Origin of the sequence: Stutzerimonas chloritidismutans AW-1 (genome assembly GCF_000495915.1) — a bacterium.
Lineage (GTDB): Bacteria > Pseudomonadota > Gammaproteobacteria > Pseudomonadales > Pseudomonadaceae > Stutzerimonas > Stutzerimonas chloritidismutans.
The window spans coordinates 1-24,107 of record NZ_AOFQ01000074.1; the positions used below are offsets into that span (position 1 = coordinate 1).

The following is a 24,107-nucleotide window of genomic DNA, read 5'->3' on the forward strand; positions in this document are numbered from 1 at the left end:
CCCCCCCCCCCCCCCCCCCCCAGCCGATAGCCGAGCACGGAGATGCCCGCCGCGTCCGCCGCCTGCGGGTTCTCACCCACCGCACGCATCCGCAGGCCGGTGGTGGTGCGGGTAAGAAACCAGATCACGGCGAGAAAGATCAGCGGCGTAATGAACACCAGCGGGTTCTGCACGAAGACTTTGCCCAGGAGCGGCAACTCCGACAGCGGCCACAGCTCGACCGCGCCCAACCCCTTCACCGGCTTGTTGGTCCAGTCCAGCAGCGTGCCGAGCAGCCCGGTCAGCCCCTGGCAGAAGAACACCAGCGCCAACCCTGCGATCACCTGGTTGATCCGCAGCACCAGTACCATCAGTGCGAACAGCAACGACACCACCGCGGCTGCAACCATGGCCAGGAAAAGGGAGATGCCCGGCGTGCCGTAGGTCAGCTGCGCGCCGATACCGGCCAACGCGCCGACCAGCATCAGCCCTTCGGCCCCCAGCGACAGCACCCCGGCACGCTCGGTGAGAATCAGCCCCAGCGCCGCGAGGGCGAAAGGTACGGCGAAGTCCGGTGTGTTCCCAAGCCAGTTGGCGATCATGTCCATCAGCTTTCGCCTCCCTGAACGCGGCGGATACGGTGGCGGATAAAGAAATCCGAAGAGGCGACGCAGATCACCAGGATCGCCTGGATCAGCTGCACCATGGAAAAGGGGATCTGGTAGAACACCTGCAGGCTGCGCCCGGCAACGAACAGCATCGCCATCAGCAGCGCCACCACCAGTGCCGCCACCGGGTTGTTGCGGGCGAGAAAGGCGATGAGGATGCCGGAGAAGCCGTAGCCCTGATAGAACGACTGGGTCAGCCGCCCCTCCTGCCCTGCTGTGACGAGGAATCCGGCGATCCCGGCGATGGCGCCGGAAATCAGCACCGTGCCGATGATCATCTTCTGCACCGGCACGCCCACCGCGCCGGCCACCCGCGGGTTGGCATCGACAAAGCGCAGGTACAGCCCGGCGCGGGAGATGCCGAGAAACCACAGCGCCAGCAGCGCGACGACCACCGCCAGTGGCACGGCCGCGCTGATGCCATCGAACAGTTCGGGCAAGCGCTCGAACGGCTGGAACTGCGGCGAATAGGGGAACGAGCTCCTCGGGTCCTTCCAGCTGCCGTACAGCAGGTGCAGCAGGAAATTGATCGCCAGGTAGTTGAGCATCAGCGTCGAGATGATCTCGTTGACCTTCAGCCGCAGCTTGAGCAACACCGGCGCCAGCGCCCAGAGCAGCCCGCAAAAGATCGCCGCTGCGAGCATCAGCGGCAGACGCAGCGCCTGCGGGCCGATCTCGAACAGCGAGATCGCCGTCGCACCGATGGCGCCCCAGATCATCTGACCCTCAAGCCCGAGGTTCCAGAACTTGGCGCGGAACGCCATGCAGCCGGCCAAGCCGACGAGGATCATCGGCGATGCCTGAAACAAGACCGCTTTCAGGCTCTGTGCATCGAATACCGTGAGGATGACAAACTCATTGAGCAGCTCACCGGCCGGTACGCCAGCAGCGATCAGGATGGCGGCGGAAATACCCAGCCCCAACAGCAGGGCGAGACCGATGATCACAGCCTGCCAATGCCAAGCCAGTTGCTGGCGGATCTCCAGTGCGTAACGCCGCGACAGCAGCGGCTGTTTCGGGCGCTCGGCCGCTTGCGCAGCCTGCTCCAGCATCACGGGGCGCACCTGTTCATTCATGGTTTACCCCTTCTAGATTCAACTCGCCATGGCTCAGCTCCCCATGGCTGACCATCGCCCTACCAATGGCCTGGCGATCCGCGGGCCGGTCGAACTCGGCAACAATGCGCCCGGCGTTCATCACGCCGATTCGATCCGCTAGGGCCAGCACTTCGTCGAGGTCTTCGCTGATCACCAGCACGGCCGCACCGGCATCGCGGGCGGCGCGCAGGCGGCCATGCACGGCAGCGGTGGCGCGTACGTCGAGCCCGCGACTGGGGCTGTGTACCAACACCAGTTGCGGGTCGCGGGAGAATTCGCGGGCGATCACCAGCTTCTGCGCGTTGCCACCGGAGAGCAGCGCGGCCTTTTGCTTCAGGGAGCGCACGCCCTGCACGTCGAATCCGGCCACCGCCTCTGCGGCGTCGGCCTCCAGACGCTTGCGCCGGAGATTGAAGAACGAACCATAGCGCCCACTGTGGATCTGCCCGACACCGAAGTTCTCGGCCACCGAGAGCTCGCCAGCCAGCGCGGTGCCGTAGCGATCGGCCGGAATCGAGGCGATGCGCAACTCCCGGCGCTGCTCAGGGCTGGCCCGGCGCAGATCGCCAAAACCGGTCAATTCCAACGTGCCTTCGCAGGACTCGGGCAAGCCCATCAACACGTTCGCCAACTCGCTCTGGCCGTTACCGCCGACGCCAGCGATGCCGTAGATCTCGCCCGCGCGCAGGCTCAGCGTCACGCCATTGAGTGCGCCATGCTCGCCCCCGCCGGTCGATCTGAGATCACGCACTTGCAGCCGCACCTCGCCGGGCGTCGCCGGTTGATACTCGCTGGCCGGTGCGGATTCGCCCACGGTCAGGCGCACCAACTCCGGCACGGAGACCGTATGCGGATCGAGGGTTTGAATCGTCCGTCCGCCGCGCATCACGGTGACGCGGTCGGCAAAGCGTTTCACATCGCTCATCTTGTGGGTGACAAGGATCACCGCTGCGCCCTGACGAGCAAAGGCGCGCACCGTTTCCAGCAGGCGCTCGGCTTCCCCATCGGTCAGCACCGCTGTTGGCTCGTCGAGAATCAATATCCGCGCCCCCGCCAGCAGCACCTTGAGAATTTCCACCCGCTGCTGCTCGGCCACCGACAGCGACTCGGTGACCTTGCGCGGGTCGATGGTGAAACCCAGCTCTGCTGCCTTGTCGCTGATCCGCTGCTCCAATGCAGCCAAGCGCTGCCGATGGCTGCCCGCGAAAGCATGATTGCCGGGCCCCACGGGCAGCCCCAGCTGGATGTTCTCGGCCACGGTAAAGGGCTTCACCAACTTGAAATGCTGGTGAACCATGCCGATGTGGTAGCGACCAGCATCCCGCGGGCCGCTGAGCCGCACCGCATTGTCATTGATCAACAGCGATCCGCTTTCCGGTGCGTACAAGCCAGCGGCGATGTTCATCAGCGAGGATTTGCCTGCGCCGTTCTCGCCAAGCAGCGCGTGCACTTCGCCCCACTTGACGGTGAAGTCCGCCTGGGACAGGGCCATGAAGCCGTCGAACGACTTGCTCACCCCGGTCAGCTGGATCGCGTTGAGGTTGCTCATTGCTGGGTGATCACTCCCTTGACGAACCAGTCCATCTGCCACAGCGCAGGGTCGGCCATGACCTCGCCGGCGGCGATGCGCTCGGTGCCGTCACGGTCGACCATGGGCCCGGCATAGATCTTCTTCTCGCCTTTGAGCAGCTCTTCGCGGGCGGCCATGATCTTCGCCTTGTCTGCTTCGGAAACCGCAGGGCCGCAGCAGGCAGCATCGGTGCCGCCTTCGGCCATGGACAGCAGCGCGCCGTTTTCCGGTGGCGTCCAGTTGCCGGCACTGATCTTCTTCAGCTCCGGGGCTAGGAACTTGTCCCACACCCAGACCGAGGAGCAGACGGTGGCGTCCGGGGCGAACTCGCGCATGTCTCGGTGGTGGCCAGTGCCGTGCACGCCGCGCTCCTGGGCGACGATCTGCGGTGTCGGGCTATCGACGTGTTGGCCGAGCACATCGGCGCCGGCGTCGATCAAAGCCATGGCGGCGGCGCGTTCCTTGACCGGATCGTTCCAGGCGCCGGTGTAGACCACGGTGACGGTGGCGTCCGGGTTGATCTGCTGGGCGCCGAGGGCGAAGGCGTTGACCGTCCAGTTGACTTGACCGAAGGGATTGGCCGCAACAAAGCCGAGCTTGCCGGTCTTCGACGCCGCGCCCGCGGCCATGCCGCACAGGTACTGACTCTCGTAAGTGCGCCCATAGAAGGATTCGAGATTGCCGCTGTTGGTGGTGCCCGAGCCGTTGAGGAACGCCACGTCCGGGTATTTTTCGGCCAGCTCTTTGAAGGTGTCCGAGTAGCCGAACGCGGTGCCGATGATGACGTTGGCGCCACGCTGGATCAGCCGGTCCACGGCTGGGCGGATAGAAGAGGCGTTCTCCGGCACGCTCTCGACGTACTGGATCTTGGTATCCAGCTCGGTTTCGAGCTTCTGCCGCGCCTCGTCGAAGGCCTGGGTCCAGCCGCCGTCGTTGCGCGGGCTGATGTAGAGCATGGCGATCTTCGCCGGCTTATCGAGGGTCAGCCCCTGCCCTTCCTGCGCCGCGGCGGCGCCAACAGTCGTCGCCAGGCCGAGAGCCACCGCCGCACACAAGGTCCGTTTCATCTGATTGAGCATTTTTGGTCTTCCTGAGGTTGGCACGTCAAAGCATGTGGTTGATGCGAAACACGTTGTTTTCCGGGTCCAGCAGCACCGCCTGATACCAGTGGTAATAGGTCTCGTAGGGTGCCTTGATCAGCGTCGCGCCCATGGCGACGGCAACGGGCACCAGGCGGTCGACCTCGTCTTTCGAGTCGACATCGATGTTCAGCAGGAACTTGCAGCCGCGCGTGTCGGCGTACTCATCCAGATGCAGCAGCTCGTAGGCGTCCGGCGCGTTGAAGCCGATGCAGCTCTTGCCGGTATCCAGCCCGCGAAAGATCGGTGAGGCGATATCAGGAATGTTCCGGAAGCCGAACAGCTCGCGGTAGAAGCCGCTCAGGGCTTCGATGTCGCGGGCGAAAACGTTGACGTAGGACAGCGTGCTCATGCGACCTCCAGGCCTTTGCCGAAGGTGGTCTGCTTGACGAACTTGGAGAGCAGGTTGTCGCCGGAGGTGACCGGCGCGTGGCGCGGGGGATTGGCGGCGCTGCAGCAACTCGGCAGGCACTCGATCAGCGCGTCGTAGTTGGGCTGATGGAAGAACACCAGCGACTGGCGACCGTTGTCGGCGGCGCTGTCGGCCGGCGGGTTGACCACCCTATGCAGAGTGGAAATCCACTGGTCGTTGGTCCACTGCATCATCAGGTCGCCGATGTTCACCGCGAATCCGTTCTCCACATAAGGCACGTCCACCCAGTCGCCCTGGCGGTTGCGCGCCTGCAGACCGCCCAACGCGTTGTCCGGCTTGACGATGGTCAGGCTGCCGTAATCGGTATGGGCACCGGCGCGTAGTTGACCTGGCTCGACTTCACCCTTTAGGTCCGGATAGCTCAGGCTGCGGAACATGCTGATGTGCTTGTCGATCTTGTCGTCGAAGAAGGTTTCCGGCAGGTCCAGCGCCAGGGCAAAGATGCGCATCAGCGACTGCGCCAATTCGCTCATCGCGGCGAAATAGTCGCGATAGGCCCGCTCGAAGCCTTCAATGTCGGCCGGCCAGACATTCGGCGCGAAATGCGGGCCGGCAGCGGCGCAGCGGTAGTAGTCCTCAGCCGGCACATCGCTGGGGCCGATGGAAAAGGATTCCTTGAGATCGCCCGGCGCCGCCTCCTCCAGTGAGTACGACAGGCTCTCCTCCGCCACCGCGCTGTAGCCGCGCACCATGTCGGGGCTGGGCCGGTCGACCTTGCGCTTTTCCGGGAGTGGCAAAGCGAAGAATTGCCGCGTCAGCCGCGACACGCGCTCAATCAGTTCTGTGGGGATCTGATGGTTGGTGATGACCAGAAATCCAATGTCACGACAGGCCTGGTCGACGGCCTTGGCTACCTGGGTTTTGCCCTCCGGGGTGCCGGAAAAGTACGGCGCCAGGTCGATGATGGGAACGTATTGCAGAGTCATGGGTGACGCACTCCTCTGACGCAGGGCGGAAACTGAGCGCGTCGCCAGTGGCGCAGGCGCTTCTCTGTATGTGCGATGCCGCCGCCCTTTGCACACGGGCGACTTTCGAGGAGAGAGCAGAAAGCGTGCCACCGGATCGATTCTCTTTTAGATCAGTGGTTTAGCGTTATGGCGGGAAAATAACGGATCAAATGGTCCGGTTCGGAGCACTTGGTTTGTGCATGAGGCACGAAAAGCGGGCGAGGGCTGCAGCAGCCGAGGTCAGCCCCGCCGCTCAGCGATAGGAGTGAACTAACGGCCCGACGACACGATCCCCTCTTAAGCACCTTCAGAGCGATCCGCGCCGCGCAGGGCTGGTCGAAAGCAATGAGGAGTTCCTTGTGACCGTCATTACCCACCGCACCACAGAAACCACTCACAGCGTTTCCCGCCATGTGCCGCATCCGCTGCACTCGATCCTACTGGCCGGAAGCGTGCCGTTGTTTCTCGGCGCACTGCTGAGCGACGTCGCCTACTTTCGCAGCTACCAGATTCAATGGAGCAACTTCGCCTCCTGGCTGATCGCCGGCGGGCTGGTGTTCTGCGGACTGGCGATCCTGTTCGCGGTCGTCAACCTGATCAAGGCCAGGCACAGGGCAGGGCGACCGCTGATCTATCTGCTGTTGCTCGTGGCGACCTGGGTACTCGGCTTCATCAATGCACTGCAGCACGCCAAGGACGCCTGGGCAGTTATGCCGACCGGCCTGGTGCTCTCGGTGATCGTCACTCTGCTGGCCTGCGCCGCCGCGTGGATCGGCCTTTCCAACCTGCGTGACGGAGGTGAAGCATGAAGCACACCAATGCACTCTCCGCACTGACCATCGCGTTGTTTCTTAGCGCCTGCGGTGGCGATGAGCAGGACGCCGCCAGCCTGTACGGTGCCAACCCCAAACTGCCGGAACCCGACCGCGGAATGCTGCCGAGCATGAAGATCGCCGAGCCGACACCCTGGGGCGATGCAACACCCACGGTGCCGGAAAACTACAGCGTGACGGCGATCGCCACCGACCTGCAGATCCCGCGCCAGACCCTGGTGCTGCCCAACGGCGACATCCTTGTGGCCGAAGGTCGTGGCGGCAATGCAGCCAAGCTGAAACCGAAAGACGTGATCGCCGGTTACATCAAGGCGAAGGGCAACACGTCGGTCAAAAGCGGTAACCGGCTGACCTTGCTGAGAGATGCCGATGGCGACGGCCGCTACGAAATGCAGAACGTCTTCGCCGATGAACTTAATGCCCCCTATGGACTGGCCTTCCACGATGGCAACCTCTACGTCGCCAACCAGGACGAACTGGTGCGTTTCGAATACGAGGAAGGTCAGACCGAAGCCAGCGGTCCGCCGACCAAGGTCGTTGACCTGCCCTCGGAGATCAACCACCACTGGACCAAGGCGATGACCATCAGCCCCGATGGCCAGTACCTCTACGTCGGCATCGGCTCGAACAGCAATATCACCGAGCGCGGCATGGAAGCCGAGGTCGACCGCGCCATGGTCTGGCAGATCAACACCGAAACCGGCGCCTACAAGCCCTACGCCACCGGCCTGCGCAACCCCACGGCCCTGGCGATACTGCCCGGCACCGACCAGCTGTGGTCGGTGGTCAACGAGCGCGACGAACTGGGCGAAAACCTGGTGCCGGACTACCTGACCTCGGTGCAGGAAGGCGGTTTCTATGGCTGGCCCTACAGCTACTGGGGGCAGAACGTCGACGATCGCGTCCGTCCGCAGGACCCGGACAAGGTCAAGCAGGCGATCACCCCGGACTACGCCTTGGGCGCCCACGTCGCCGCGCTGGGCCTGGACTTTTCCTCGGATGTCATGGGCGAGCAATTCACCGAAGGCGCGTTCGTCGGCGAGCACGGCAGCTGGAACCGGGAAGATCCGTCCGGCTACAAGGTGGTCTTCGTGCCGTTCCGCGATGGCCGCCCGGCAGGCGAACCTGTCGACTTCATGACCGGCTTCCGCAAGGACGGCAAAACCCGCGGTCGTCCGGTGGGCGTGACCGTCGACCCCAGCGGAGCCCTGATCGTCGCGGACGACCTGGCCAATGTGGTCTGGCGGGTGACGCGCAACCAGTGACGAGTAGCAGGCCGGTGACCGCGCAGTTACCGGCTGCTCCTCATGCGCCCCGGCGGGCGCTGCAGGTTGGTCCCTTGCGGCTTTCTTCAAGGCATAGATGACCTTATGGCGCAGCGCTCGCCGCGAACAAATGGAAGAACTCAGGGGAAACCGGCAAGCCTGGGCGCGCTATTGGTGGTGCTTGCGGCACTGTGCTGGGGACTATCGGGTGGGATAGGCGGCATCCTCATCAGCGAGGGCTGGAGTCCCACCGTAGTCTCGCTCTACCGGGGCCTGATCGGCCTCGTGAGCGTGCTCATCTGGCTGGCATTACGCCCGGCCGGCAGTGGAATGACGAGCCACAGGCTGTGGTTCTGGTCGGTAATCGCCGGCATCGGCGTGGCGGGCAACTTCTCTTTTTACTTCCTGAGCATCGCTGAGGGCAGCGTTGCGGTGGCAGCGACCCTGATGTACTCAGCGCCGGTGTTCGTCTACCTGGCATCCTTCGCATTCGGACTCGAAAGGCCGACGCTGTTCAAATGGGCAGCAATCGCAACGGTGATGCTCGGCGTCATCTTGCTGACCGGTATCCATGACGTCGGCGCGAGCGACATTACACTCGTGGCAGTCGGAGCCGGCCTGCTATCCGGTTTGTCCTATGCGACTTTTATTTTTGCGTTCAAGTACGCGGCGCCCCACGGCAGTCCTCAGGCGATTCTCGTCATAGCGTTCGCCGTGCTCGTTGGCATACTCGCCTCGATGAGCGACGCGCAACAGGCAGCGGCGGTGCCAGGCGCCCCGAGTTGGCCAATGTTCATCGTTCTGGGTGTGGTCGGCGCAGGGCTGTCCTTCATTCTCTACATCGTCGGGCTCAGACATACCGCACCGGCTGTGGCGTCCATCGTGGCGATGGTCGAGCCGGTAACCGCTTCGCTCTTCGGCGTCGTGGTACTGGATGAGAGTCTGGCAGCGCTGCAGATCCTGGGCATGGGGCTGATTCTATTGACGGTGACTGCGCTGGGCCTCCAGGGCAGAGAACCGAACGAGATGTAACGATCCGGCTCGTCGAACACTCGCCTTTCCTGACAGTCTCTACCCGACAATTCCCGCTGGACCTTGCGCATGCTCCGCTCCATCCACCACGTCGCGATCATCTGCTCGGACTATGTCGTATCGAAGCGCTTCTATACCGAGACGCTGGGGCTGACGGTGATTGCCGAGCATTACCGCGAGGCGCGTCGCTCCTACAAGCTCGACCTCGCGCTGCCGGATGGCGCTCAGCTCGAGCTGTTTTCCTTTCCCGATGCGCCGCCGCGCCCTTCACGACCGGAGGCGCAGGGATTGCGGCATCTGGCGTTTGCGGTGGACGACGTCGCGCAGTGCAAGGCATGGCTGGAGCGTCAGGGCGTTGCGGTGGAAGCGATTCGGCTGGATGAGTACACCGGTCGCCGATTCACCTTCTTCGCGGACCCGGACGGCCTGCCGCTGGAGCTGTACGAAGCGGTGCCGGCCGTCGATTGAGCCTGCACGGGTATCCGCCTGCCAGCGGGAGCGATAACCAACGCGCCGGCAACGCAGAACCGATGCCACCCGCATCTCCTCCCGTAATGCTCGACCTCCTCGCCGTCACCGCCACGTAACAATCCGGCCCTAGCGTGTTCTGGCTGTCCCCCACACTGACCGCCGAGGCCCGCATGAGAACTCCGACCCGCCTGACCCGCACCGTATTGTCCACTGCCCTGTCCTTGGCCTTGTTGCCGCTGGCCTCGCAGGCGGCACCTCTCCGCGCCGCAGACTACTTCGAGCGGGTCGCGACCTTCCCGGTCTTTCGCAACCTGGGTGCCGATGAGGATGCCACCCGGCAGACCGTAGCCGAGATCACCGCGGTGAGTCGCGACGGCCGCACGCTGATCTACACCGACAGCCCTGGCGAGCGCATCGGCCTGGTGGACATTCGCGATCCGAAAGCGCCGCAGCCGGCGGGCTTTATCCAGCTGGAAGGCGAGCCGACCTCGGTCGCCGTACATCGCCACTACGCGCTGGTCGCGGTGAACACCTCGCTCGGCTTCACCCAGCCCGATGGTGTGCTGGCGGTGTTCGACATTCGCAATCCGGCGCAACCCAAACGCGTCGCCACGCTGCCCATGGGTGGCCAGCCGGATTCCATCGCCATCAGCCCGCGGGGCCGCTATGCCGCGGTGGCGATCGAGAACGAGCGCGACGAGGACCTCAACGACGGGCTGATCCCACAGCTGCCGGCCGGCTTTCTGCGCATCGTCGACCTCAAGGGTCAGCCGTCGCGCTGGCGCACGCGGGACGTCGACCTGACCGGCCTGGCCGAGGTCGCGCCGGGTGATCCGGAGCCTGAGTACGTCAGCATCAACGACCAGGACGTGGCCGCCGTCACCCTGCAGGAAAACAACCACATCGTGCTGGTCGACCTGCGTCGTGGCCGGGTGATGCGCCACTTCAGCGCCGGCCAGGTGGATCTGCAAGGTGTGGACGTCGAGGAGAACGACCGCATCGAACCGGTCGGCGTGCTCGCTGGCAAGCGTCGCGAGCCGGATTCGATCGCCTGGGTCGGGCCGCTGCTGGCGACCGCCAACGAGGGCGACTACGAGGATGCCGAAGGCGCGCAAGGCGGCAGCCGCAGCTTCACCCTGTTCGACTACAACGGCCACGTCTGGCACGAGGCCGGCGCCTCGCTGGAACACGCCTTCATCCGCGCCGGGCACTACCCGGAAAACCGCTCGGAGAACAAGGGCATCGAGCCGGAAGGCATCGCCGCGGCGCGTTTCCGCAAGCACAGCCTGCTGTTCGTCGGCAGCGAGCGCGGCAATGCGGTCGCCGTCTACGACGTGGCTCGCCCCTGGGCGCCGGTGATGCATCAGCTGCTGCCGACGGGCATGGGGCCGGAGGGCATCCTGCCGATCCCGTCGCGCAACCTGCTGGTGGTCAGCAGCGAGGAGGATTCGGCCGAGGACGGCTACCGGTCGACGCTCTCGATCTACCAATACGGTGCCAAGACCGCACCTTACCCGGAGATCCGCTCCACTGATCGCGACCTGATCCCCTGGGGCGCTCTGAGCGGCCTGGTCGCGGACCGCAGCCAGTCCGACCGCCTCTATGCGGTGCCGGACAGCTACTACAAGGCGTCGCGGATCTTCAGCATCGACACCAGCCAGACACCGGCACTGATCGACCGCCAGATCGAACTGCGCAAGGCTGGCGCAAGCGTCGACTACGATCTGGAAGGCATCGCCCAGGCCAGCAATGGCGATTTCTGGCTGGCTTCGGAAGGTAACGGCAAGGCCAGGCCGAACCTGCTGATCCACGCCAACGCCAGAGGCGAAGTACTGGACGAGTTCGCCCTGCCCGCGGAAGTCGCCGCCCAGCAGACCAGCAACGGTTTCGAGGGCGTCGCGGTGGTCGGCGAAGGCGCCAGCACCCGCGTCTACGTGGCCTTTCAACGCGAGTGGAAGAACGACCCCGCCGGGCGGGTGCGCATCGGCGTGTTCAACCCGGGCACTGGTGAATGGGGCTTCATCCACTACCCGCTCGACGCCGCAGCCGAGGGCGGCTGGGTCGGATTGTCCGAACTCACTTCAATCGGCAACGGCCAGTTCCTGGTGATCGAGCGCGACAACCAGCAGGGCCCGGCGGCACAGATCAAGCGTCTGTACCGCATCGACCTGAATGGCCTGCAGCCCGCCGCCGAAGGTCAGCGCTTCCCGCTCGCAAGCAAGCGTCTGGAGCGCGATCTGCTACCTGATCTGAAGAGCACCGGTGGCTGGGTGCTGGACAAGGTCGAAGGTGCGGCGGTCGACAAGCAGGGGCGTCTGTTCGTCGTCACCGATAACGACGGGGTCGAGGATGCCAGCGGCGAGACGCGTTTCATGCGGTTCGGGACGGTCAAGCGCTGATATCCGGCAGCTTCATGCGGAGCGGCAGACCCGCTCCGCATGCTCGGTCAGCTGTCGCGGGCGCGCTTGATGCGGTGATCCCAGCGGCGCTTGGCGAAGCGGCGCATGTTCGGGATGTCGTCCGTTTCGTCCATGATCGGCTGGCCGATGATGGTTTCCATGATGTCTTCCAGCGTCACCAGGCCGCGCCAGCTGCCGAACTCGTCGTAGACCAGGCACATGTGCTGGCGCTCGTGCAGCAGCTGAGTCATCAGGTTCTCGACGCTGGTCATTTCCGGCGCGACTTTCATCGGCTTCATGATCGTCGAGACCGGCGCCTCGTCATCGGTCGCTGACAGGGCGTCATAGCGGAACACCACACCCAGCGGGCTCTCGTCATCGCCAATCACCGGGTAGCGCGAGAACTGGCTGTCGGCAACCTGCTCCTTGAATGCGCCAATGCTGGTCTCCGGCGACGTGTAGTCGCACACCGTACGCGGTGTCATGACGTCACGGACCTTGATCTCGTGCAGGTCGAGGATGTTCCTGATGACACGCTGCTCGTCCTCGTCGAGGCTCTTGTTCTCGCGACCAAGCACCGTCAACGCCTTGATCTCCTGGCGGATGTCGTGCTCCGGCTCCTTGCCACCGACCAGCCGCATGATCATGTCGGACAGGTAGATGAAGGGCTTCAGAATCCAGATCATGCCGTTCAGCAGAGGCGGCAGGTACGGCGCCAACGTGCGCCAGTAACGGGCACCGATGGTCTTGGGCAGGATTTCCGAAAGCACCAGGATCAGTACCGTCATCACCGCCGAGGCGATACCGACATAGCCGTTGCCAAATACCACGGTGACCTGCGCACCGACACCGGTCGCGCCAACGGTGTGGGCGACGGTATTCAAGGTCAGGATGGCCGCGAGTGGCTGGTCGACCTTGTCTTTCAGTTCCTTGAGGCGCTCGTACAGCTTCGGACGGGTCGTCTTCTGGTGCGCGATAAAGCTCGGTGTCAGCGAGAGCAGTGCGGCTTCGAGGATCGAACAGATGAATGAAACGAGGATGGATAAGACAGCGAACGCTATCAGGAGGGTCATGTAAGGGAGATTTCATTGCCAATGGCAGGCCAATTTACAGCAAAGCCGCCGAGCGTTAGCCGGATGCCGCGATGGGCTTGCAACATTTCATTTCCCCGTATGAACGAACGCGCTGGACACACTGATTTCGACAGCAGCCGACAATGGAGTTCATCCCCTCGATCGGCGCCCTTTTCCGGCAACTCGCACGCTTGTTTCCCGACGCGCTCCTCGGCTAGGGTGCGGTCCTCGACGAAACGGCCCTTCAGGAGCATTGCAGATTGATCAGAACAGGGATGTTGGCGCTGGGTTTGCTGATGGCGCTCACGGCACAGGCGGCCGAACAGCGGGTCTATCTGGTCGCCACGGTACAGCTGGACGGCACCAGCCTGGCGCAGAGCGCGTTTCTACATGAAGCGGATATCACCGAACTGGAGGGGTGCCGCGAAGCGGTGCGCGAGGGCCAGCGCGCCCGTGACTGGCAGAAATACCATCACATCTTCCGGAACGATCTTTTCAAGGGCTTCGCCGGCCACATGCACTATCGCTGCGCCTTCAGCGATCTGCAGTTCAGCAGCTGGCACGATGGCCCGCGCTACAACCAGCCCTACCTGATCGCTGTCGACGAGAACGCGATGCTCAGCGTGGAGCGGACGCCAAGCCAGGCCCAATGCATGAGCCGCCTGCGCGCGCTGCCGGCTGCCCGGCAGGCGCAGAGCTTCTGCGCCATGGGCAACCAGCAGATCAAGCCCTGACCGCCCGACCTTCCGGCCGAGTGGCGGCAGGCATCCGCCCTATCCCGGCTGGTAGCTGCCCGGCACCGGCGCGAAGGACACGCCAAAGCGGTTCCAGGCGTTGATGGTGGCGATGGCCAGGGTCAGGTTGGCGAGCTGGGCTTCGGAAAAATACTCACGCACCTCCTCGAACAGCTGTTGCGAAACGCCTTGCGGCAACAGGGTGTTGGCCTCGGCCCAGGCCAGCGCGGCGCGTTCGCGGTCGGTAAAGAACGGGGTTTCGCGCCAGGCGCTCAGGGCATAGATGCGCTGCTCGGTTTCGCCGAGGGCGCGGGCGTCCTTGGTGTGCATGTCAAGGCAGTAGGCGCACCCGTTGATCTGCGAGACGCGGATCTTGACCAGCTCCATCAGCGGTTTGTCGACGCCGTCCTCGCGGCGACTCTGCCGCGCCAGGTAGGTTTCCAGCCCGATCATGGCGGTCATCACATCGGGGGCGGCGGCCTGGTAGTTCATGCGCATGGTGGTCACTCCTCGGTTTGAATGTGCAGCCAAGGCTACGCAGCCGCCGAGCTGAGCTATTGTAGATTTTCGACATCTTTGAACGCCGCCTTCCATGTCCGCCCTGCACGAACGACTGCCACACATCAGTGGCTTCCTGACTCGCCCGCCTGCGCCAGCACTGGCTGCCTACGTGCAGCGTTTCTGGTGGCTGGAGGGTGACGCCGCCACGGTGTACGACGAGCAGATGCTGCATCCGGACGGCGCCTGTGGGGTCATCTTCAATTTCGCCGACCCGCTGGCCTTCGATGGTCATCTGCACAAGCCGCGTGCATTGATCGCCGGGCCGCAGCTTGCCAGTTCGCGATTGCAACTGGCTGGGCAGGTGAGGCTGATGGGCGTGCGCTTTCGCCCTGGGATGGGCGCGGCGTTCTTTGTCATCAGCCTGGATGAGCTGGCGGGCTTTCATAGCTCCGACTGGCAGCGACTGGGGTTTGCCGGGATGGTCGACCAACTGGCCGAGCTGAGCCGCGAGGCGCAGCAACTGCTGGTAGAGCAGGAATTGATCAGACGTCTGCAGGCGACTCAGGAGCGACGCTCCCCAGTGCAACAGCTACTGTCGGAGATCACCGCGACCGAGGGCCGTGCACGCCTGGCCGACCTCCTCCAGTCCGTACCGCTCGGCCAGCGCCAGCTGGAGCGCCTGTTCCGCCATCATGTAGGAATGACACCCAAGCAGTTCAGCCGCATCCAGCGCGTGGCGCTGGTGCGCAACCAGCTGCGCGCCGGCCAGCCGTTACTGGACACCGCCCTGGCCTGCGGATACAGCGATCAGGCGCACTTCATTCATGACTTCAAGACGGTGGTCGGCATGACGCCGGGTCGATATCGGGCGAGCAAGGTCAGTCGATAACTGCGCCCCATTGCGGGCGACCCGTCACGTCCGGCGGAAAAAACGATCGACTCACATGCTGCTGACGCCAGCGACACGCAGTTCACAGCCAGCTCAGATGGCTTTGCTGAGCGCCTCGAGCAGCTGAGCGATCTTCTCTTCGTTTCGCTTGTAGTAGGTCCAGGGACCGATACGCTGCGACGTCACCAACTGCGCGCGCTGGAGCGCCGCCAGGTAATTCGAAACGGTGGACTGCGACAACCCCACACGCTCCTGGATGATGCTGACGCAGACACCCAGCTGTTCGGGATCGGCTTCCTGCTCGGGGAAGTTGGTCTTCGGGTCCTTCAGCAGGGTAAGAATGGCCAGGCGTGTGGGGTTATCCAGGGCCTTCAGCGCTTCACTGATGTCTATGCTCATATCCGCGGCAGGTAATGGGTTTTCGCGATCTTACGATACTTTGTCGGTGCTGGCTGCGTGCACGCCACGGCCGTGCACGCACGCCGACTCAGTGCGCGTACACCGGGTAGTCGATGTAACCCTTTTCGGTGCCGCCGTACATGCTGCTGGCATCCAGCGGGTTCATAGGCCAGCCACGGGCAATGCGCGCCGGCAGGTCCGGGTTGGCAATGAACGGACGGCCGAAGGCGATCAGGTCCGCCCAACCGGCTTCGATCGCCGCGGTGGCGCGCTCCGGGGTGTACTTGCCTGCGTAGATGATCGCGCCGTTGAACGCCGCACGAACCGCCTCTCTGAAACTGCCGGGCAGTTCGGGCGCGGTGTCCCAATCGGCCTCGGCCAGTGATACGTACGCGACGCCGATGGTTTGCAGAATCTTCACCGCTTCGATGTAGGTCTCATGCGGGTCTTGCTCCACCAGGCCAAGGTAGACGCGCTCCTCATCCGTACTGGCGAACAGCGGCGCAAAACGAACCCCCACGCGCTCGGCACCGATGGCGTCGGCTATCGCCTGGACCGCTTCGTGCAGAAAACGCAGTCGGTTCTGCAGCGAACCGCCGTATTCGTCAGTCCTGCGATTGGTGTGGGCGGAAATGAACTGGTTGACCAGGTAGCCGTTGGCGCAGTGAATCTCGACGCCATCGAAGCCTGCTTCAATCGCGTTGCGTGCGGCCTCGGCATAGAGCTGTACCAGCTCTTTGACTTCGGCATTGGACAGCGCCCGCGGCATCGAGGGCTCGACCAGCGCGCCCTCGCCCGGTCCCGTTTCGATAAAGACTTTGACGTTGGTCGCCGCAATGGCGGACGGCGCAACAGGTTGCGCACCGCCGGGTTGCAGCGAGGTGTGCGAGACACGGCCGACATGCCAGAGCTGGGCGAAAATCACGCCGCCCTCGTCATGCACCGCCTGGGTAACGGCCTTCCAGCCTTCGACCTGCTCAGGGCTGTGGATCCCGGGCGTCCAGGCATATCCCTGGCCTCGCGGCTCGATCTGAATGCCTTCCGTCACCATGAACCCTGCACTGGCACGTTGCTGGTAGTAGGTCGCCATTACGGCGTTTGGAATATTGCCCGGTTGCGAGCTGCGCGAGCGTGTCAGCGGTGGCAGCACGATGCGGTTACGTAGCGTGAAGGAGCCAAGGGAGCCGGGAGTAAAAAGTGCTTTATGATTCATAACGTAAGATTTAGATATCGTGAATTCTAGATATTAAATGATGGAGGCTGCCTCACCGAATGTGAGTACGGCCCCGTGAGGGCTGTGCAGTCCGGTACTACCGTCACTGCCGAGCGGATGATCCTCGACCTCATATCGATAAATGTCAATATCCAGATGCGCGTATGCCTGGACATAGCTGTCTGAAACCTTTTCTGGGGGAGCAGGCGCTCGGTGGCGGCGGCTTATCTGGACGGTAACGGTTACAGCGGCCGGAAGCGCGCTATCCCCGTGTTCGAACGTGGCAAACACTCACTGCTAGAGAAGCATCTGGCGTGTCGCGTAGATCCACTAGACGTCATTGGCACTCAGCGAGTGCTGCTGCGCAAGCAGGCCATGACAGTCCGACCGGCAGGCGGCAAGAATCTCTTCGGACAGATCGGGTTCTTCCACAGCGCGAGCCAATACCAAACCGCCAATGAGCGCAACGGCCATTTGCACACGCAACTGGGCGAGCAGTTCTTCTTTTGCACAGAGCACTGGAGCATCGCAGACGCATTGCTGACACCCATGCTCGACTATCTGATGCTCATCACCGAACCAGCGGGCTTACTCAGCCAATGGCCGCGGCTGCGTGACTATCTGGAGCGGATGCGAACACGACCGTCTGGTTGCGCTGTTCTGCAAAGCACTCCGGCTCGCTAAATCAGGAAATGCAAATGGCAAGATCCGTGGGAACCTTGTCATTGCGACAGCGGCGCCTCGGCAGCAGACTGCAGGCATCCACCCTGAGAGCTGCACCATGGACGCCACCCGCACCGTCGCCTGCCTGATCTACCCGGATGTGATGAGCCTCGATGTCACCGGCCCGATGCAGGTGTTCGCCTCGGCCAATGTCGAGCGGCAGCGTCAGGGCCTGCCGAGACATTACGAGCTGATGCTGCTCGCTGCCAGCGTCGGCCCGGTCGCCACCTCGGCGGGGCTGAAGCTGGTGGCGGATGCGAGCTGGGCCGTGTGCGATCCGGCCACGCTGGATACCTTGCTGGTTCCGGGCGGTGTCGGCGTGGATGCGCAGAAGCACGACCAACCGCTGCTCGACTGGCTGCGGGCCGCCGAACCCAGGGTGCGGCGCCTGGGCTCGGTCTGTTCCGGCGCGCTGATCCTGGCCGAGGCCGGGCTGTTCGATGGACGCAAGGCGACCACGCACTGGGCGGACCTCGCTGCGCTGGGCACGTACCCGACCATCGAGGTGCAGGGTGACCGGTTGCACACCTATGACCCGACCGATCCGCAGGCGGCGCATCTGTTCAGCTCGGCGGGCGTCACGGCGGGCATCGACCTGGCGCTGGCGTTGGTCGAGGCCGATCTCGGCCGCGCGTTGGCGCTTTCGGTTGCGCAGCGGCTGGTGATGTTTCTGCGCCGGCCGGGTGGGCAGACCCAGTTCAGCCCGATGCTGGCGGCGCCGAGTGGCGGCGTGGCGCGTCTTGCCGCGCTGCTGGAATGGATTCCCGGGCACCTGGGCGACGACCTGTCCATCGAGGCGCTGGCCGCCCAGGCGCATATGACGCCGCGCACCCTGTGCCGTCTGTTCAGCCAGGAAACCGGCATGGGGCCGGGCCAGTACATCGAACGGGTGCGCCTGGAAGCCGCGCGCAATCTGCTGCTCGACGCCCAGGCCTCGATCGCGACGGTGGCGCGGCTGACCGGCTTCGGCCATCCGGAGAACCTCAGGCGCAGCTTCCAGAAACACCTGTCGATCAGCCCGCGGGACTTCTATCAGCGCTTCGGCTGACGCTTCGTCCGAACCTCACTCACCGTTCACAGCTTGCCCGGCTTATCGCCAGGCAGCGCTGTGCCCGCTCATCACCCTCAAGGGGCCTCGCCATGCACCTATTGTTCAGCAACCCTCAGGTCCTGCGCCTGTTCATCGCCCAGGCGCTGTTCTGGTCCTGCTCGATGACCGGGATCATCTTCACCTCCATCGTCGGGCTGCGCCTGGCGCCGGCGGCCGGTCTCGCCACCCTACCGCTGGCCCTGCTGATGCTCGGCGGCCTGCTCGCCTTGCAACCACTGGCGGGGCTGATGCAGCGCCGCGGCCGTCGCGCCGGCTTTCTCATCGGTGCGTTGGCCGGCGTGTTGGGCGGACTGATCAGCGCGCTGTCGCTCTGGCTCGACAGCTTCACCCTGCTCTGTCTCGGCGCTCTGCCCATCGGCGCCTACCAGGCCTCGGCGATGTACTACCGCTTCGCCGCGCTGGAAGCGGTGAGCGAAGCCTTCAAGGGGCGCGCCACGGCATGCGTGATCGGCGGTGGCGTGCTGGCGGCGCTGATCGCGCCCACGCTCGGTCACATGGCGCGTGATCTCGCCAGCGTTCCATTCGCCGGCACCTATCTGTTGATCGCCATTCTGGCGGCACTGGGGTTCATGATCTTGGCCGGGCTGCCGGCGACCTCGGGAATGCCGGCGACCCGGGCCGATGCGGCCACTGTCGGCTGGCAGGCGCTGCTTGCACGGCCGACCATTCGCGCCGCGGTGCTGACCACCGCCGCCGGCCACGGCCTGATGATTCTGGTGATGAACGCCACGCCCCTGGCGATGCATGGCGAAGGTCTGGATCTGCAGGCCAGCGGTCAGGTCATCCAGTGGCACATGCTCGGCATGTTCCTCCCGGCATTCGTCGCCGGGCCGCTGGTGGACCGCTTCGGCTGCCGGCTGGTCGCCTGTGTGGGTGGAGGATTGCTGATTGCCAGCGCGGTGGTCGCGCTGCTCGGCGTCAGCCACTGGCATTTCCTGCTCAGCAGCTGCCTACTAGGCATCGGCTGGAACCTGATGCTGGTCGCCGGCACCACCCAGCTGGGCCAGGGCCATGCCGCAAGCGAGAGCGCCCGGGCACAGGGCCTGATGGAGCTGAGCAACGGCAGCGTCGCCGCGGTGATGTCCTTCGCCTCTGGCGCGTTGATCGCTCAGGCTGGCTGGGCGGCGGTGAACATCGGGCTGCTGCCCATCGTGACGCTGGTGGTGCTGGCGCAGGTTGCGCAGGGCTACCGGCAAAGGCAGGCGGTTTGAAGGCGCGGCGACTGCTGGCACCACCCGGCGGAGCTCAACGCTCAGAATTAACCCGTCCCTGAAAAGGAAAGGCTCCGCCGGCCTCCAGCACACGTTCCAGCGAACGCGCCTCCTCACGGCTCGAAGTAATCCGGACGCGGATGTAGCAACGCTCTTCGAGAAACGCCTGCCGACCCGCTTCCGCTCGGAGGTCGTATCCGTCGATGCTGCCGGCAAAGTACAGATGTTTAGCCAGTATCGACTGGGCGCTCCTGACATCGGCAGGGTTGTTCCAGTAACCGCCAGCCCTGAGGATCAGTCTGCTCTGGCGAGACTTCCGGTGCTGAATCAGCCGCTTGCGCAGGTTGACGCCGATTCCAACCTTCAACGCCGCGCCGTCGTCCTTGTATATCTCATAGAGTCCCGGCAGAGCAGGCACGTACCGTTCGATTTCCGAAAAGCGGATGCACGTCATAGTCCCGGAATCACAGGCAGCGTTCGTCATCATGCCGCCTGTATGTCAGGACGCAGTGCCTTCGGAAACCAGATGGATGATATTGGCCGGGCTCGATATCCAGAACGCCCTGAAGCCTTCCGGCAGCGGTTCGATTTCGTCCCGGCGGGTGCAGGCGTGGTCCTCAAAGTGGGCGGCAGCACCTTTCAGGTCATCCGTGACGACCTCCAGCCATATCTCCGCCTGGCTGATGCCCGGCACGCAGTCCAGCCAGAGCACCTTGCCGCCGAAATCGAAGCGCGGCGTGTGCTCACCTTCAGCGCCCGCCGGGGTGAGTTCTTCCAGTGCGAGCGTCTCGCGGTAGAACGCGAGCGTCCGCTGGTATTCGTGGGCAGGCACCTTCATCGCGATATTTCGGCCAGGCTGGAATGTCGGTTTCATCGTTTCACTCCATGAGGGCGCTGATACCGGAGGTGCCCAAGGCGCTCCGGCCCGCGCACGGTTAGACCAGCCAGTACAGACAGCAGCGGCTATTCGTGCAAGGTGATTGCAGCGGGTGAGCCGGTGAACGCAGCGTACGGCAGCCGCTAGGCAGCGGTTCTTCGCCGCTAGAACGTTAGCGTTGACCGGGGCAAGTCAGGGACGCCCCCATTCGATCTCGCGAATCTTTGCGGCGCCGTTCTCCTCGGCTACGACTACCGTCACGGCCTCGATGAAGCCTGCACCGGTAATCGAAACGTAGGCCCAACCGATGTCCTGCGACTGCCGGGCGGGCCAGTCGTCCATGAATTCGACGTGGCCATCCACTGCGCCCGGACCATCGCCGTAGGAGGTCATGTCGGCATAAGCCTGCTGCAGTTCCGCTGCGGAATATCGCTGGTGCGCCTGCGTTGAGAGAAGAGTATGAGCCTCGGTGAAGTCGCTGGAAACGAGCGCGCGGGCGAAGTTGGTGGCGGTCGACACGGTGACGTCCTTAGCCCGCGGGTTTGCTTGCGGCGCCTCCTCGAAGCAGGCGGAAAGGCTCAGCGCGATCAGAGTAATCGACAGCAGTTTCAGGCCGAGCCAGCTCAGCGTGGAGCGTGGCGGCTTGATGGAAAGCATGCTCATCGCGGCCTCACCCCATCGAGGATCAGCGACTGCAGGCTCTTGAGCGTTTCCTCGAAGAACGCCGGATCATCCAGCGTCTTGCCGGCCACGGCCTCGACCTGCACGCGGAAGTCGGCGTAGTGCTGGGTGGTCGCCCAGAGCGAGAAGATCAGGTGATGCGGCGCGATGGGCGCGAGCTTGCCGGCGTCGATCCAGGCCTGGATCACCGCGACCTTGTTCTCGACCAGATCGTGCAGCGGCTGCTGCAGCTCGCCCAGCAGCAGCGGCGCGCCCTGCATGATCTCCATGCAGAACAGCCGCGATTCGGCGGGATGGTCGCGGGAGAGTTCGAGCTTGACCCGCAGGTAATCGCGGATCGCCTCGATCGGGTCCTGCTCGACGGAGAACGCCTGCAGCGGCTGCAACCAGACCTCCAGCAGCTGGCGCAGGACGTTGGTGTACAGCTCTTCCTTGCTGCCGAAGTAGTACAGCAGGTTGGTCTTGGAAACGTCGGCCTGAGTCGCCACCTGATCGAGGCTGGTGCCGTGGAGGCCGAAACGGGAGAACAGCTCCAGCGCGGCCTGGAGGATGCTGGCGCGTTTGCTTTCGATCATGCGCAGGCGCCGGTCCTGCGCGCTGGCACTCGGTACGCGGGTCGCGCCCTTGAGCCGAGGGGTCTTGCTGGCAGTGAGGCGCTTGCGGGGCGGAACGGGAGGCTGATCTGTCACGGGATTACCGGCTGGGTTCGAACGAGTCGCTACTGTAGCGCGGTGAGCGTGTGGCGCACGAGCGACGAAGGCGGCTGCGACTGCTGCACGATCTTCGTGCGCCGCGCACAAACCAGGTGCTCCGATTCAGACCAAATGGTCCACATCGCACCACACAAGCAACTTATATCGTTGATAAGAAAGGCAATTCGCTTTCTGGCCTGCATCCTGCTAACGCACCTTCGACCCTGCCCGTCACGTTCGGGCAGCGCTTTCTAGCCATTGCGTACAGAGGTGCTACCCATGGATGTTGGTGTTTTCATTCCGATCGGCAACAACGGCTGGCTCATCTCCGAGAATGCGCCGCAGTACATGCCGAGCTTCGAGCTGAACAAGGCCATCGTGCAGAAGGCCGAGGGCTACGGTTTCGACTTCGCCCTATCGATGATCAAGCTGCGCGGCTTCGGCGGCAAAACCGAATTCTGGGAGCACAACCTGGAATCCTTCACGCTGATGGCGGGCCTGGCCGCGGTCACCAGCAAGATCCAGCTGTTCGCCACCGCCGCCACCCTGACCCTGCCGCCGGCCATCGTCGCGCGCATGGCCTCGACCATCGATTCGATCTCCGGCGGCCGCTTCGGCGTGAATCTCGTCACCGGCTGGCAGAAACCGGAATACACGCAGATGGGCATGTGGCCGGGCGATGAGTTCTTCGGCACCCGTTATCAGTATCTCGGCGAGTACGCCCAGGTGCTGCGCGACCTCTGGGCCACCGGCCGCAGCGACTTCAAGGGCGAGCACTTCCAGATGGAAGACTGCCGCGTCAGCCCGACACCGCAGGCGGACATGAAGATCATCTGCGCCGGCTCATCCGATGCCGGCATGGCGTTCTCGGCGCAGTACGCCGACTACAACTTCTGCTTCGGCAAGGGCGTGAACACTCCCACCGCCTTCGCCCCGGCCGCCGAACGGCTGCAGACGGCCTGCGCCAAGACCGGCCGACATGTCACCTCCTGTGTGCTGTTCATGGTGATCGCCGACGAAACCGACGAAGCCGCTCGGGCCAAGTGGGAGCACTACAAGGCCGGCGCCGACGAGGAAGCCATCGCCTGGCTCGGCGAGCAGGGCGCAGCCGACAAGGGCGCGGACAGCAACATCCGGCAGATGGCCGATCCGACCTCGGCGGTGAACATCAACATGGGCACGCTGGTGGGCTCCTACGCCAACGTAGCGCGGATGCTCGACGAGATCGCCACGGTGCCGGGCATGCAGGGCGTGATGCTGACCTTCGACGACTTTCTCGAGGGCGTCGAAGCCTTTGGCCAGAAGATCCAGCCGCTGATGCAGAGCCGCCGGCACATCAACGCGCTGAAGGAGTCGGCCTGATGAGCGCCGTCGAACAGATCTCGGGCTACGGCCTGAGCGCGCCCGACGAACCCGTGCGGCTGCCGGCGCGGCCCGAGCCGCTGGCAATGAAGCCCAGCGAAACCGCGCTGATCGTGGTGGACATGCAGAACGCCTACGCCAGCCGCGGCGGCTACCTGGATCTGGCCGGCTTCGACGTGTCGGCGACCCAGCCGGTGATCGCGAAAATCCGCCAGGCACTATGCGCGGCTCGCGCCGCCGGCATACAGGTGATCTTTCTGCAGAACGGCTGGGACGCAGGCTATGTCGAGGCGGGCGGGCCGGGTTCGCCGAACTGGCACAAGTCCAACGCGCTGAAGACCATGCGCAAGCGCCCGGAACTGGCCGGCACGCTGCTGGCCAAGGGCGGTTGGGATTACGCGCTGGTGGATGAACTGGCGCCGCAGCCCGGCGACATCCTGGTGCCCAAGCCGCGCTACAGCGGTTTCTTCAATTCGCAGCTGGACAGCACCCTGCGTGCCCGTGGCATCCGCAACCTGGTGTTCACCGGCATCGCCACCAATGTGTGCGTGGAGTCGACCCTGCGCGACGGGTTCCACCTGGAGTACTTCGGTGTGGTGCTGGCCGATGCCACGCACCAGGCCGGGCCGGAGTTCGCCCAGCAGGCGGCGCTGTACAACATCGAGACGTTCTTCGGCTGGGTCTCCAGCGTCGACGCCTTCTGCCGGAGCTTCGCGACCGCGCCAGAGGTGGCGGTCGCCAGCTGATTACACCCGAGTGCCCGACCGCGGCGCCCGCAGAGGCGTCCGCCGGGTTCGCCTGAATGCCT

The 24,107-nt window shown here is 64.2% G+C and carries 26 protein-coding genes; 12 read left to right on the forward strand and 14 right to left on the reverse strand.

The features are described from left to right. From F753_RS47875 to F753_RS47900, 6 genes are all read right to left on the reverse strand, one after another. On the reverse strand, positions 1–587 hold a 587-nt coding region (locus F753_RS47875), incomplete at its 3' end, for an ABC transporter permease (protein WP_023447142.1). After that, a complete protein-coding gene (locus F753_RS47880) occupies positions 587–1,723 on the reverse strand; it encodes an ABC transporter permease (protein WP_023445048.1) in 1,137 nt (378 codons plus the stop codon). The genes F753_RS47875 and F753_RS47880, both read right to left, overlap by 1 nt. Continuing rightward, positions 1,716–3,293, reverse strand: coding sequence for an ABC transporter ATP-binding protein (locus tag F753_RS47885; protein WP_023445049.1), 1,578 nt, complete (start codon positions 3,291–3,293; stop codon positions 1,716–1,718). Before F753_RS47885 ends, F753_RS47880 begins: the two co-directional genes overlap by 8 nt. Further along, positions 3,290–4,393, reverse strand: a complete 1,104-nt coding sequence (locus F753_RS47890; RefSeq protein ID WP_023445050.1) for a BMP family ABC transporter substrate-binding protein — start codon at positions 4,391–4,393, stop codon at positions 3,290–3,292. The genes F753_RS47885 and F753_RS47890 overlap by 4 nt, the downstream gene beginning before the upstream one ends. 25 nt (positions 4,394–4,418) lie before the next feature. Then, positions 4,419–4,805 carry a VOC family protein gene (locus F753_RS47895; protein WP_023445051.1) on the reverse strand — a complete coding sequence of 129 codons (387 nt, stop codon included), beginning with the start codon at positions 4,803–4,805 and terminating at the stop codon, positions 4,419–4,421. Beyond that, positions 4,802–5,812 (reverse strand): isopenicillin N synthase family dioxygenase, encoded by a 1,011-nt coding sequence (locus F753_RS47900; RefSeq protein ID WP_023445052.1) that lies wholly within the window; start codon positions 5,810–5,812, stop codon positions 4,802–4,804. Before F753_RS47900 ends, F753_RS47895 begins: the two co-directional genes overlap by 4 nt. 380 nt (positions 5,813–6,192) lie before the next feature. On the opposite strand from F753_RS47900, the gene F753_RS47905 reads away from it, so the two are divergent. From F753_RS47905 to F753_RS47925, 5 genes are all read left to right on the forward strand, one after another. Continuing rightward, positions 6,193–6,642 carry a DUF2231 domain-containing protein gene (locus F753_RS47905; protein ID WP_014819122.1) on the forward strand — a complete coding sequence of 150 codons (450 nt, stop codon included), beginning with the start codon at positions 6,193–6,195 and terminating at the stop codon, positions 6,640–6,642. Further along, entirely contained in the window at positions 6,639–7,931 is a 1,293-nt protein-coding gene (locus F753_RS47910) for a PQQ-dependent sugar dehydrogenase (protein WP_023445053.1), read from the forward strand. The genes F753_RS47905 and F753_RS47910 overlap by 4 nt, the downstream gene beginning before the upstream one ends. Before the next feature lie 105 nt (positions 7,932–8,036). Next, positions 8,037–8,963: a DMT family transporter gene (locus F753_RS47915; RefSeq protein WP_023445054.1), complete on the forward strand. Its 927-nt coding sequence runs from the start codon at positions 8,037–8,039 to the stop codon at positions 8,961–8,963. A gap of 69 nt (positions 8,964–9,032) precedes the next feature. Next, positions 9,033–9,431: an SMU1112c/YaeR family gloxylase I-like metalloprotein gene (gene gloA2, locus F753_RS47920; RefSeq protein ID WP_023445055.1), complete on the forward strand. Its 399-nt coding sequence runs from the start codon at positions 9,033–9,035 to the stop codon at positions 9,429–9,431. A gap of 173 nt (positions 9,432–9,604) precedes the next feature. Beyond that, positions 9,605–11,833 carry an esterase-like activity of phytase family protein gene (locus F753_RS47925; RefSeq protein WP_023445056.1) on the forward strand — a complete coding sequence of 743 codons (2,229 nt, stop codon included), beginning with the start codon at positions 9,605–9,607 and terminating at the stop codon, positions 11,831–11,833. A gap of 47 nt (positions 11,834–11,880) precedes the next feature. Here F753_RS47925 and F753_RS47930 read toward each other — a convergent pair whose 3' ends face one another. Then, the gene (locus F753_RS47930) at positions 11,881–12,906 is read right to left on the reverse strand and encodes a CNNM domain-containing protein (protein WP_023445057.1); all 1,026 of its coding nucleotides are present in this window, start codon (positions 12,904–12,906) and stop codon (positions 11,881–11,883) included. Between the two features lie 275 nt (positions 12,907–13,181). Between F753_RS47930 and F753_RS47935 the strand changes: the two genes are divergently transcribed. Then, positions 13,182–13,640 (forward strand): hypothetical protein, encoded by a 459-nt coding sequence (locus F753_RS47935; RefSeq protein WP_023445058.1) that lies wholly within the window; start codon positions 13,182–13,184, stop codon positions 13,638–13,640. A gap of 39 nt (positions 13,641–13,679) precedes the next feature. Here F753_RS47935 and F753_RS47940 read toward each other — a convergent pair whose 3' ends face one another. Then, positions 13,680–14,138 carry a carboxymuconolactone decarboxylase family protein gene (locus F753_RS47940; protein WP_015275696.1) on the reverse strand — a complete coding sequence of 153 codons (459 nt, stop codon included), beginning with the start codon at positions 14,136–14,138 and terminating at the stop codon, positions 13,680–13,682. Between the two features lie 94 nt (positions 14,139–14,232). Here F753_RS47940 and F753_RS47945 point away from each other — a divergent pair, with 94 nt between their 5' ends. Beyond that, the gene (locus tag F753_RS47945) at positions 14,233–15,030 is read left to right on the forward strand and encodes a helix-turn-helix transcriptional regulator (RefSeq protein ID WP_023445059.1); all 798 of its coding nucleotides are present in this window, start codon (positions 14,233–14,235) and stop codon (positions 15,028–15,030) included. A gap of 93 nt (positions 15,031–15,123) precedes the next feature. Here F753_RS47945 and F753_RS47950 read toward each other — a convergent pair whose 3' ends face one another. Then, on the reverse strand, positions 15,124–15,429 hold the full coding sequence (locus F753_RS47950; protein ID WP_014819114.1) for an ArsR/SmtB family transcription factor: 306 nt from the start codon (positions 15,427–15,429) through the stop codon (positions 15,124–15,126). A gap of 88 nt (positions 15,430–15,517) precedes the next feature. After that, positions 15,518–16,642: an alkene reductase gene (locus F753_RS47955; RefSeq protein WP_031297571.1), complete on the reverse strand. Its 1,125-nt coding sequence runs from the start codon at positions 16,640–16,642 to the stop codon at positions 15,518–15,520. Between the two features lie 354 nt (positions 16,643–16,996). On the opposite strand from F753_RS47955, the gene F753_RS0125385 reads away from it, so the two are divergent. The 3 genes from F753_RS0125385 (at position 16,997) to F753_RS47965 (ending at position 19,687) form a co-directional block, all read left to right on the forward strand. Beyond that, positions 16,997–17,326, forward strand: coding sequence for a glutathione S-transferase C-terminal domain-containing protein (locus F753_RS0125385; protein WP_023445062.1), 330 nt, complete (start codon positions 16,997–16,999; stop codon positions 17,324–17,326). Positions 17,327–17,423: 97 nt separating this feature from the next. Further along, entirely contained in the window at positions 17,424–18,413 is a 990-nt protein-coding gene (locus tag F753_RS47960; RefSeq protein ID WP_023445063.1) for a GlxA family transcriptional regulator, read from the forward strand. 92 nt (positions 18,414–18,505) lie between these two features. Beyond that, complete coding sequence (locus F753_RS47965; protein WP_023445064.1) at positions 18,506–19,687, forward strand: MFS transporter; 1,182 nt, start codon at positions 18,506–18,508, stop codon at positions 19,685–19,687. A 34-nt stretch (positions 19,688–19,721) separates the two neighbouring features. On the opposite strand, the gene F753_RS47970 is transcribed toward F753_RS47965, so the two are convergent. From F753_RS47970 to rutR, 4 genes are all read right to left on the reverse strand, one after another. Continuing rightward, positions 19,722–20,171 (reverse strand): GIY-YIG nuclease family protein, encoded by a 450-nt coding sequence (locus F753_RS47970; protein WP_023445065.1) that lies wholly within the window; start codon positions 20,169–20,171, stop codon positions 19,722–19,724. 15 nt (positions 20,172–20,186) lie between these two features. Beyond that, a complete protein-coding gene (locus F753_RS47975) occupies positions 20,187–20,561 on the reverse strand; it encodes a VOC family protein (RefSeq protein WP_023445066.1) in 375 nt (124 codons plus the stop codon). 195 nt (positions 20,562–20,756) lie between these two features. Further along, complete coding sequence (locus F753_RS47980; protein WP_156924035.1) at positions 20,757–21,221, reverse strand: hypothetical protein; 465 nt, start codon at positions 21,219–21,221, stop codon at positions 20,757–20,759. 2 nt (positions 21,222–21,223) lie between these two features. After that, positions 21,224–21,934, reverse strand: coding sequence for an HTH-type transcriptional regulator RutR (rutR, locus tag F753_RS47985; RefSeq protein WP_031297577.1), 711 nt, complete (start codon positions 21,932–21,934; stop codon positions 21,224–21,226). A gap of 282 nt (positions 21,935–22,216) precedes the next feature. Between rutR and rutA the strand changes: the two genes are divergently transcribed. Beyond that, on the forward strand, positions 22,217–23,299 hold the full coding sequence (gene rutA / locus F753_RS47990) for a pyrimidine utilization protein A (RefSeq protein ID WP_023445069.1): 1,083 nt from the start codon (positions 22,217–22,219) through the stop codon (positions 23,297–23,299). After that, a complete protein-coding gene (gene rutB / locus F753_RS47995) occupies positions 23,299–24,045 on the forward strand; it encodes a pyrimidine utilization protein B (protein WP_023445070.1) in 747 nt (248 codons plus the stop codon). The genes rutA and rutB overlap by 1 nt, the downstream gene beginning before the upstream one ends. The last annotated feature ends 62 nt before the right edge of the window (positions 24,046–24,107 follow it).

Bases quoted from the DNA above. Each gene is read 5' to 3' on its own strand.
- F753_RS47880 (WP_023445048.1), bottom strand. From the start codon at position 1,723: ATGAATGAACAGGTGCGCCCCGTGATGCTGGAGCAGGCTGCGCAAGCG.
- F753_RS47885 (WP_023445049.1), bottom strand. From the start codon at position 3,293: ATGAGCAACCTCAACGCGATCCAGCTGACCGGGGTGAGCAAGTCGTTC.
- F753_RS47890 (WP_023445050.1), bottom strand. From the start codon at position 4,393: ATGCTCAATCAGATGAAACGGACCTTGTGTGCGGCGGTGGCTCTCGGC.
- F753_RS47895 (WP_023445051.1), bottom strand. From the start codon at position 4,805: ATGAGCACGCTGTCCTACGTCAACGTTTTCGCCCGCGACATCGAAGCC.
- F753_RS47900 (WP_023445052.1), bottom strand. From the start codon at position 5,812: ATGACTCTGCAATACGTTCCCATCATCGACCTGGCGCCGTACTTTTCC.
- F753_RS47910 (WP_023445053.1), top strand. From the start codon at position 6,639: ATGAAGCACACCAATGCACTCTCCGCACTGACCATCGCGTTGTTTCTT.
- F753_RS47915 (WP_023445054.1), top strand. From the start codon at position 8,037: ATGGCGCAGCGCTCGCCGCGAACAAATGGAAGAACTCAGGGGAAACCG.
- gloA2 (WP_023445055.1), top strand. From the start codon at position 9,033: ATGCTCCGCTCCATCCACCACGTCGCGATCATCTGCTCGGACTATGTC.
- F753_RS47925 (WP_023445056.1), top strand. From the start codon at position 9,605: ATGAGAACTCCGACCCGCCTGACCCGCACCGTATTGTCCACTGCCCTG.
- F753_RS47930 (WP_023445057.1), bottom strand. From the start codon at position 12,906: ATGACCCTCCTGATAGCGTTCGCTGTCTTATCCATCCTCGTTTCATTC.
- F753_RS47935 (WP_023445058.1), top strand. From the start codon at position 13,182: ATGTTGGCGCTGGGTTTGCTGATGGCGCTCACGGCACAGGCGGCCGAA.
- F753_RS47940 (WP_015275696.1), bottom strand. From the start codon at position 14,138: ATGCGCATGAACTACCAGGCCGCCGCCCCCGATGTGATGACCGCCATG.
- F753_RS47945 (WP_023445059.1), top strand. From the start codon at position 14,233: ATGTCCGCCCTGCACGAACGACTGCCACACATCAGTGGCTTCCTGACT.
- F753_RS47950 (WP_014819114.1), bottom strand. From the start codon at position 15,429: ATGAGCATAGACATCAGTGAAGCGCTGAAGGCCCTGGATAACCCCACA.
- F753_RS47955 (WP_031297571.1), bottom strand. From the start codon at position 16,642: ATGAATCATAAAGCACTTTTTACTCCCGGCTCCCTTGGCTCCTTCACG.
- F753_RS47960 (WP_023445063.1), top strand. From the start codon at position 17,424: ATGGACGCCACCCGCACCGTCGCCTGCCTGATCTACCCGGATGTGATG.
- F753_RS47965 (WP_023445064.1), top strand. From the start codon at position 18,506: ATGCACCTATTGTTCAGCAACCCTCAGGTCCTGCGCCTGTTCATCGCC.
- F753_RS47970 (WP_023445065.1), bottom strand. From the start codon at position 20,171: ATGACGAACGCTGCCTGTGATTCCGGGACTATGACGTGCATCCGCTTT.
- F753_RS47975 (WP_023445066.1), bottom strand. From the start codon at position 20,561: ATGAAACCGACATTCCAGCCTGGCCGAAATATCGCGATGAAGGTGCCT.
- F753_RS47980 (WP_156924035.1), bottom strand. From the start codon at position 21,221: ATGCTTTCCATCAAGCCGCCACGCTCCACGCTGAGCTGGCTCGGCCTG.
- rutA (WP_023445069.1), top strand. From the start codon at position 22,217: ATGGATGTTGGTGTTTTCATTCCGATCGGCAACAACGGCTGGCTCATC.
- rutB (WP_023445070.1), top strand. From the start codon at position 23,299: ATGAGCGCCGTCGAACAGATCTCGGGCTACGGCCTGAGCGCGCCCGAC.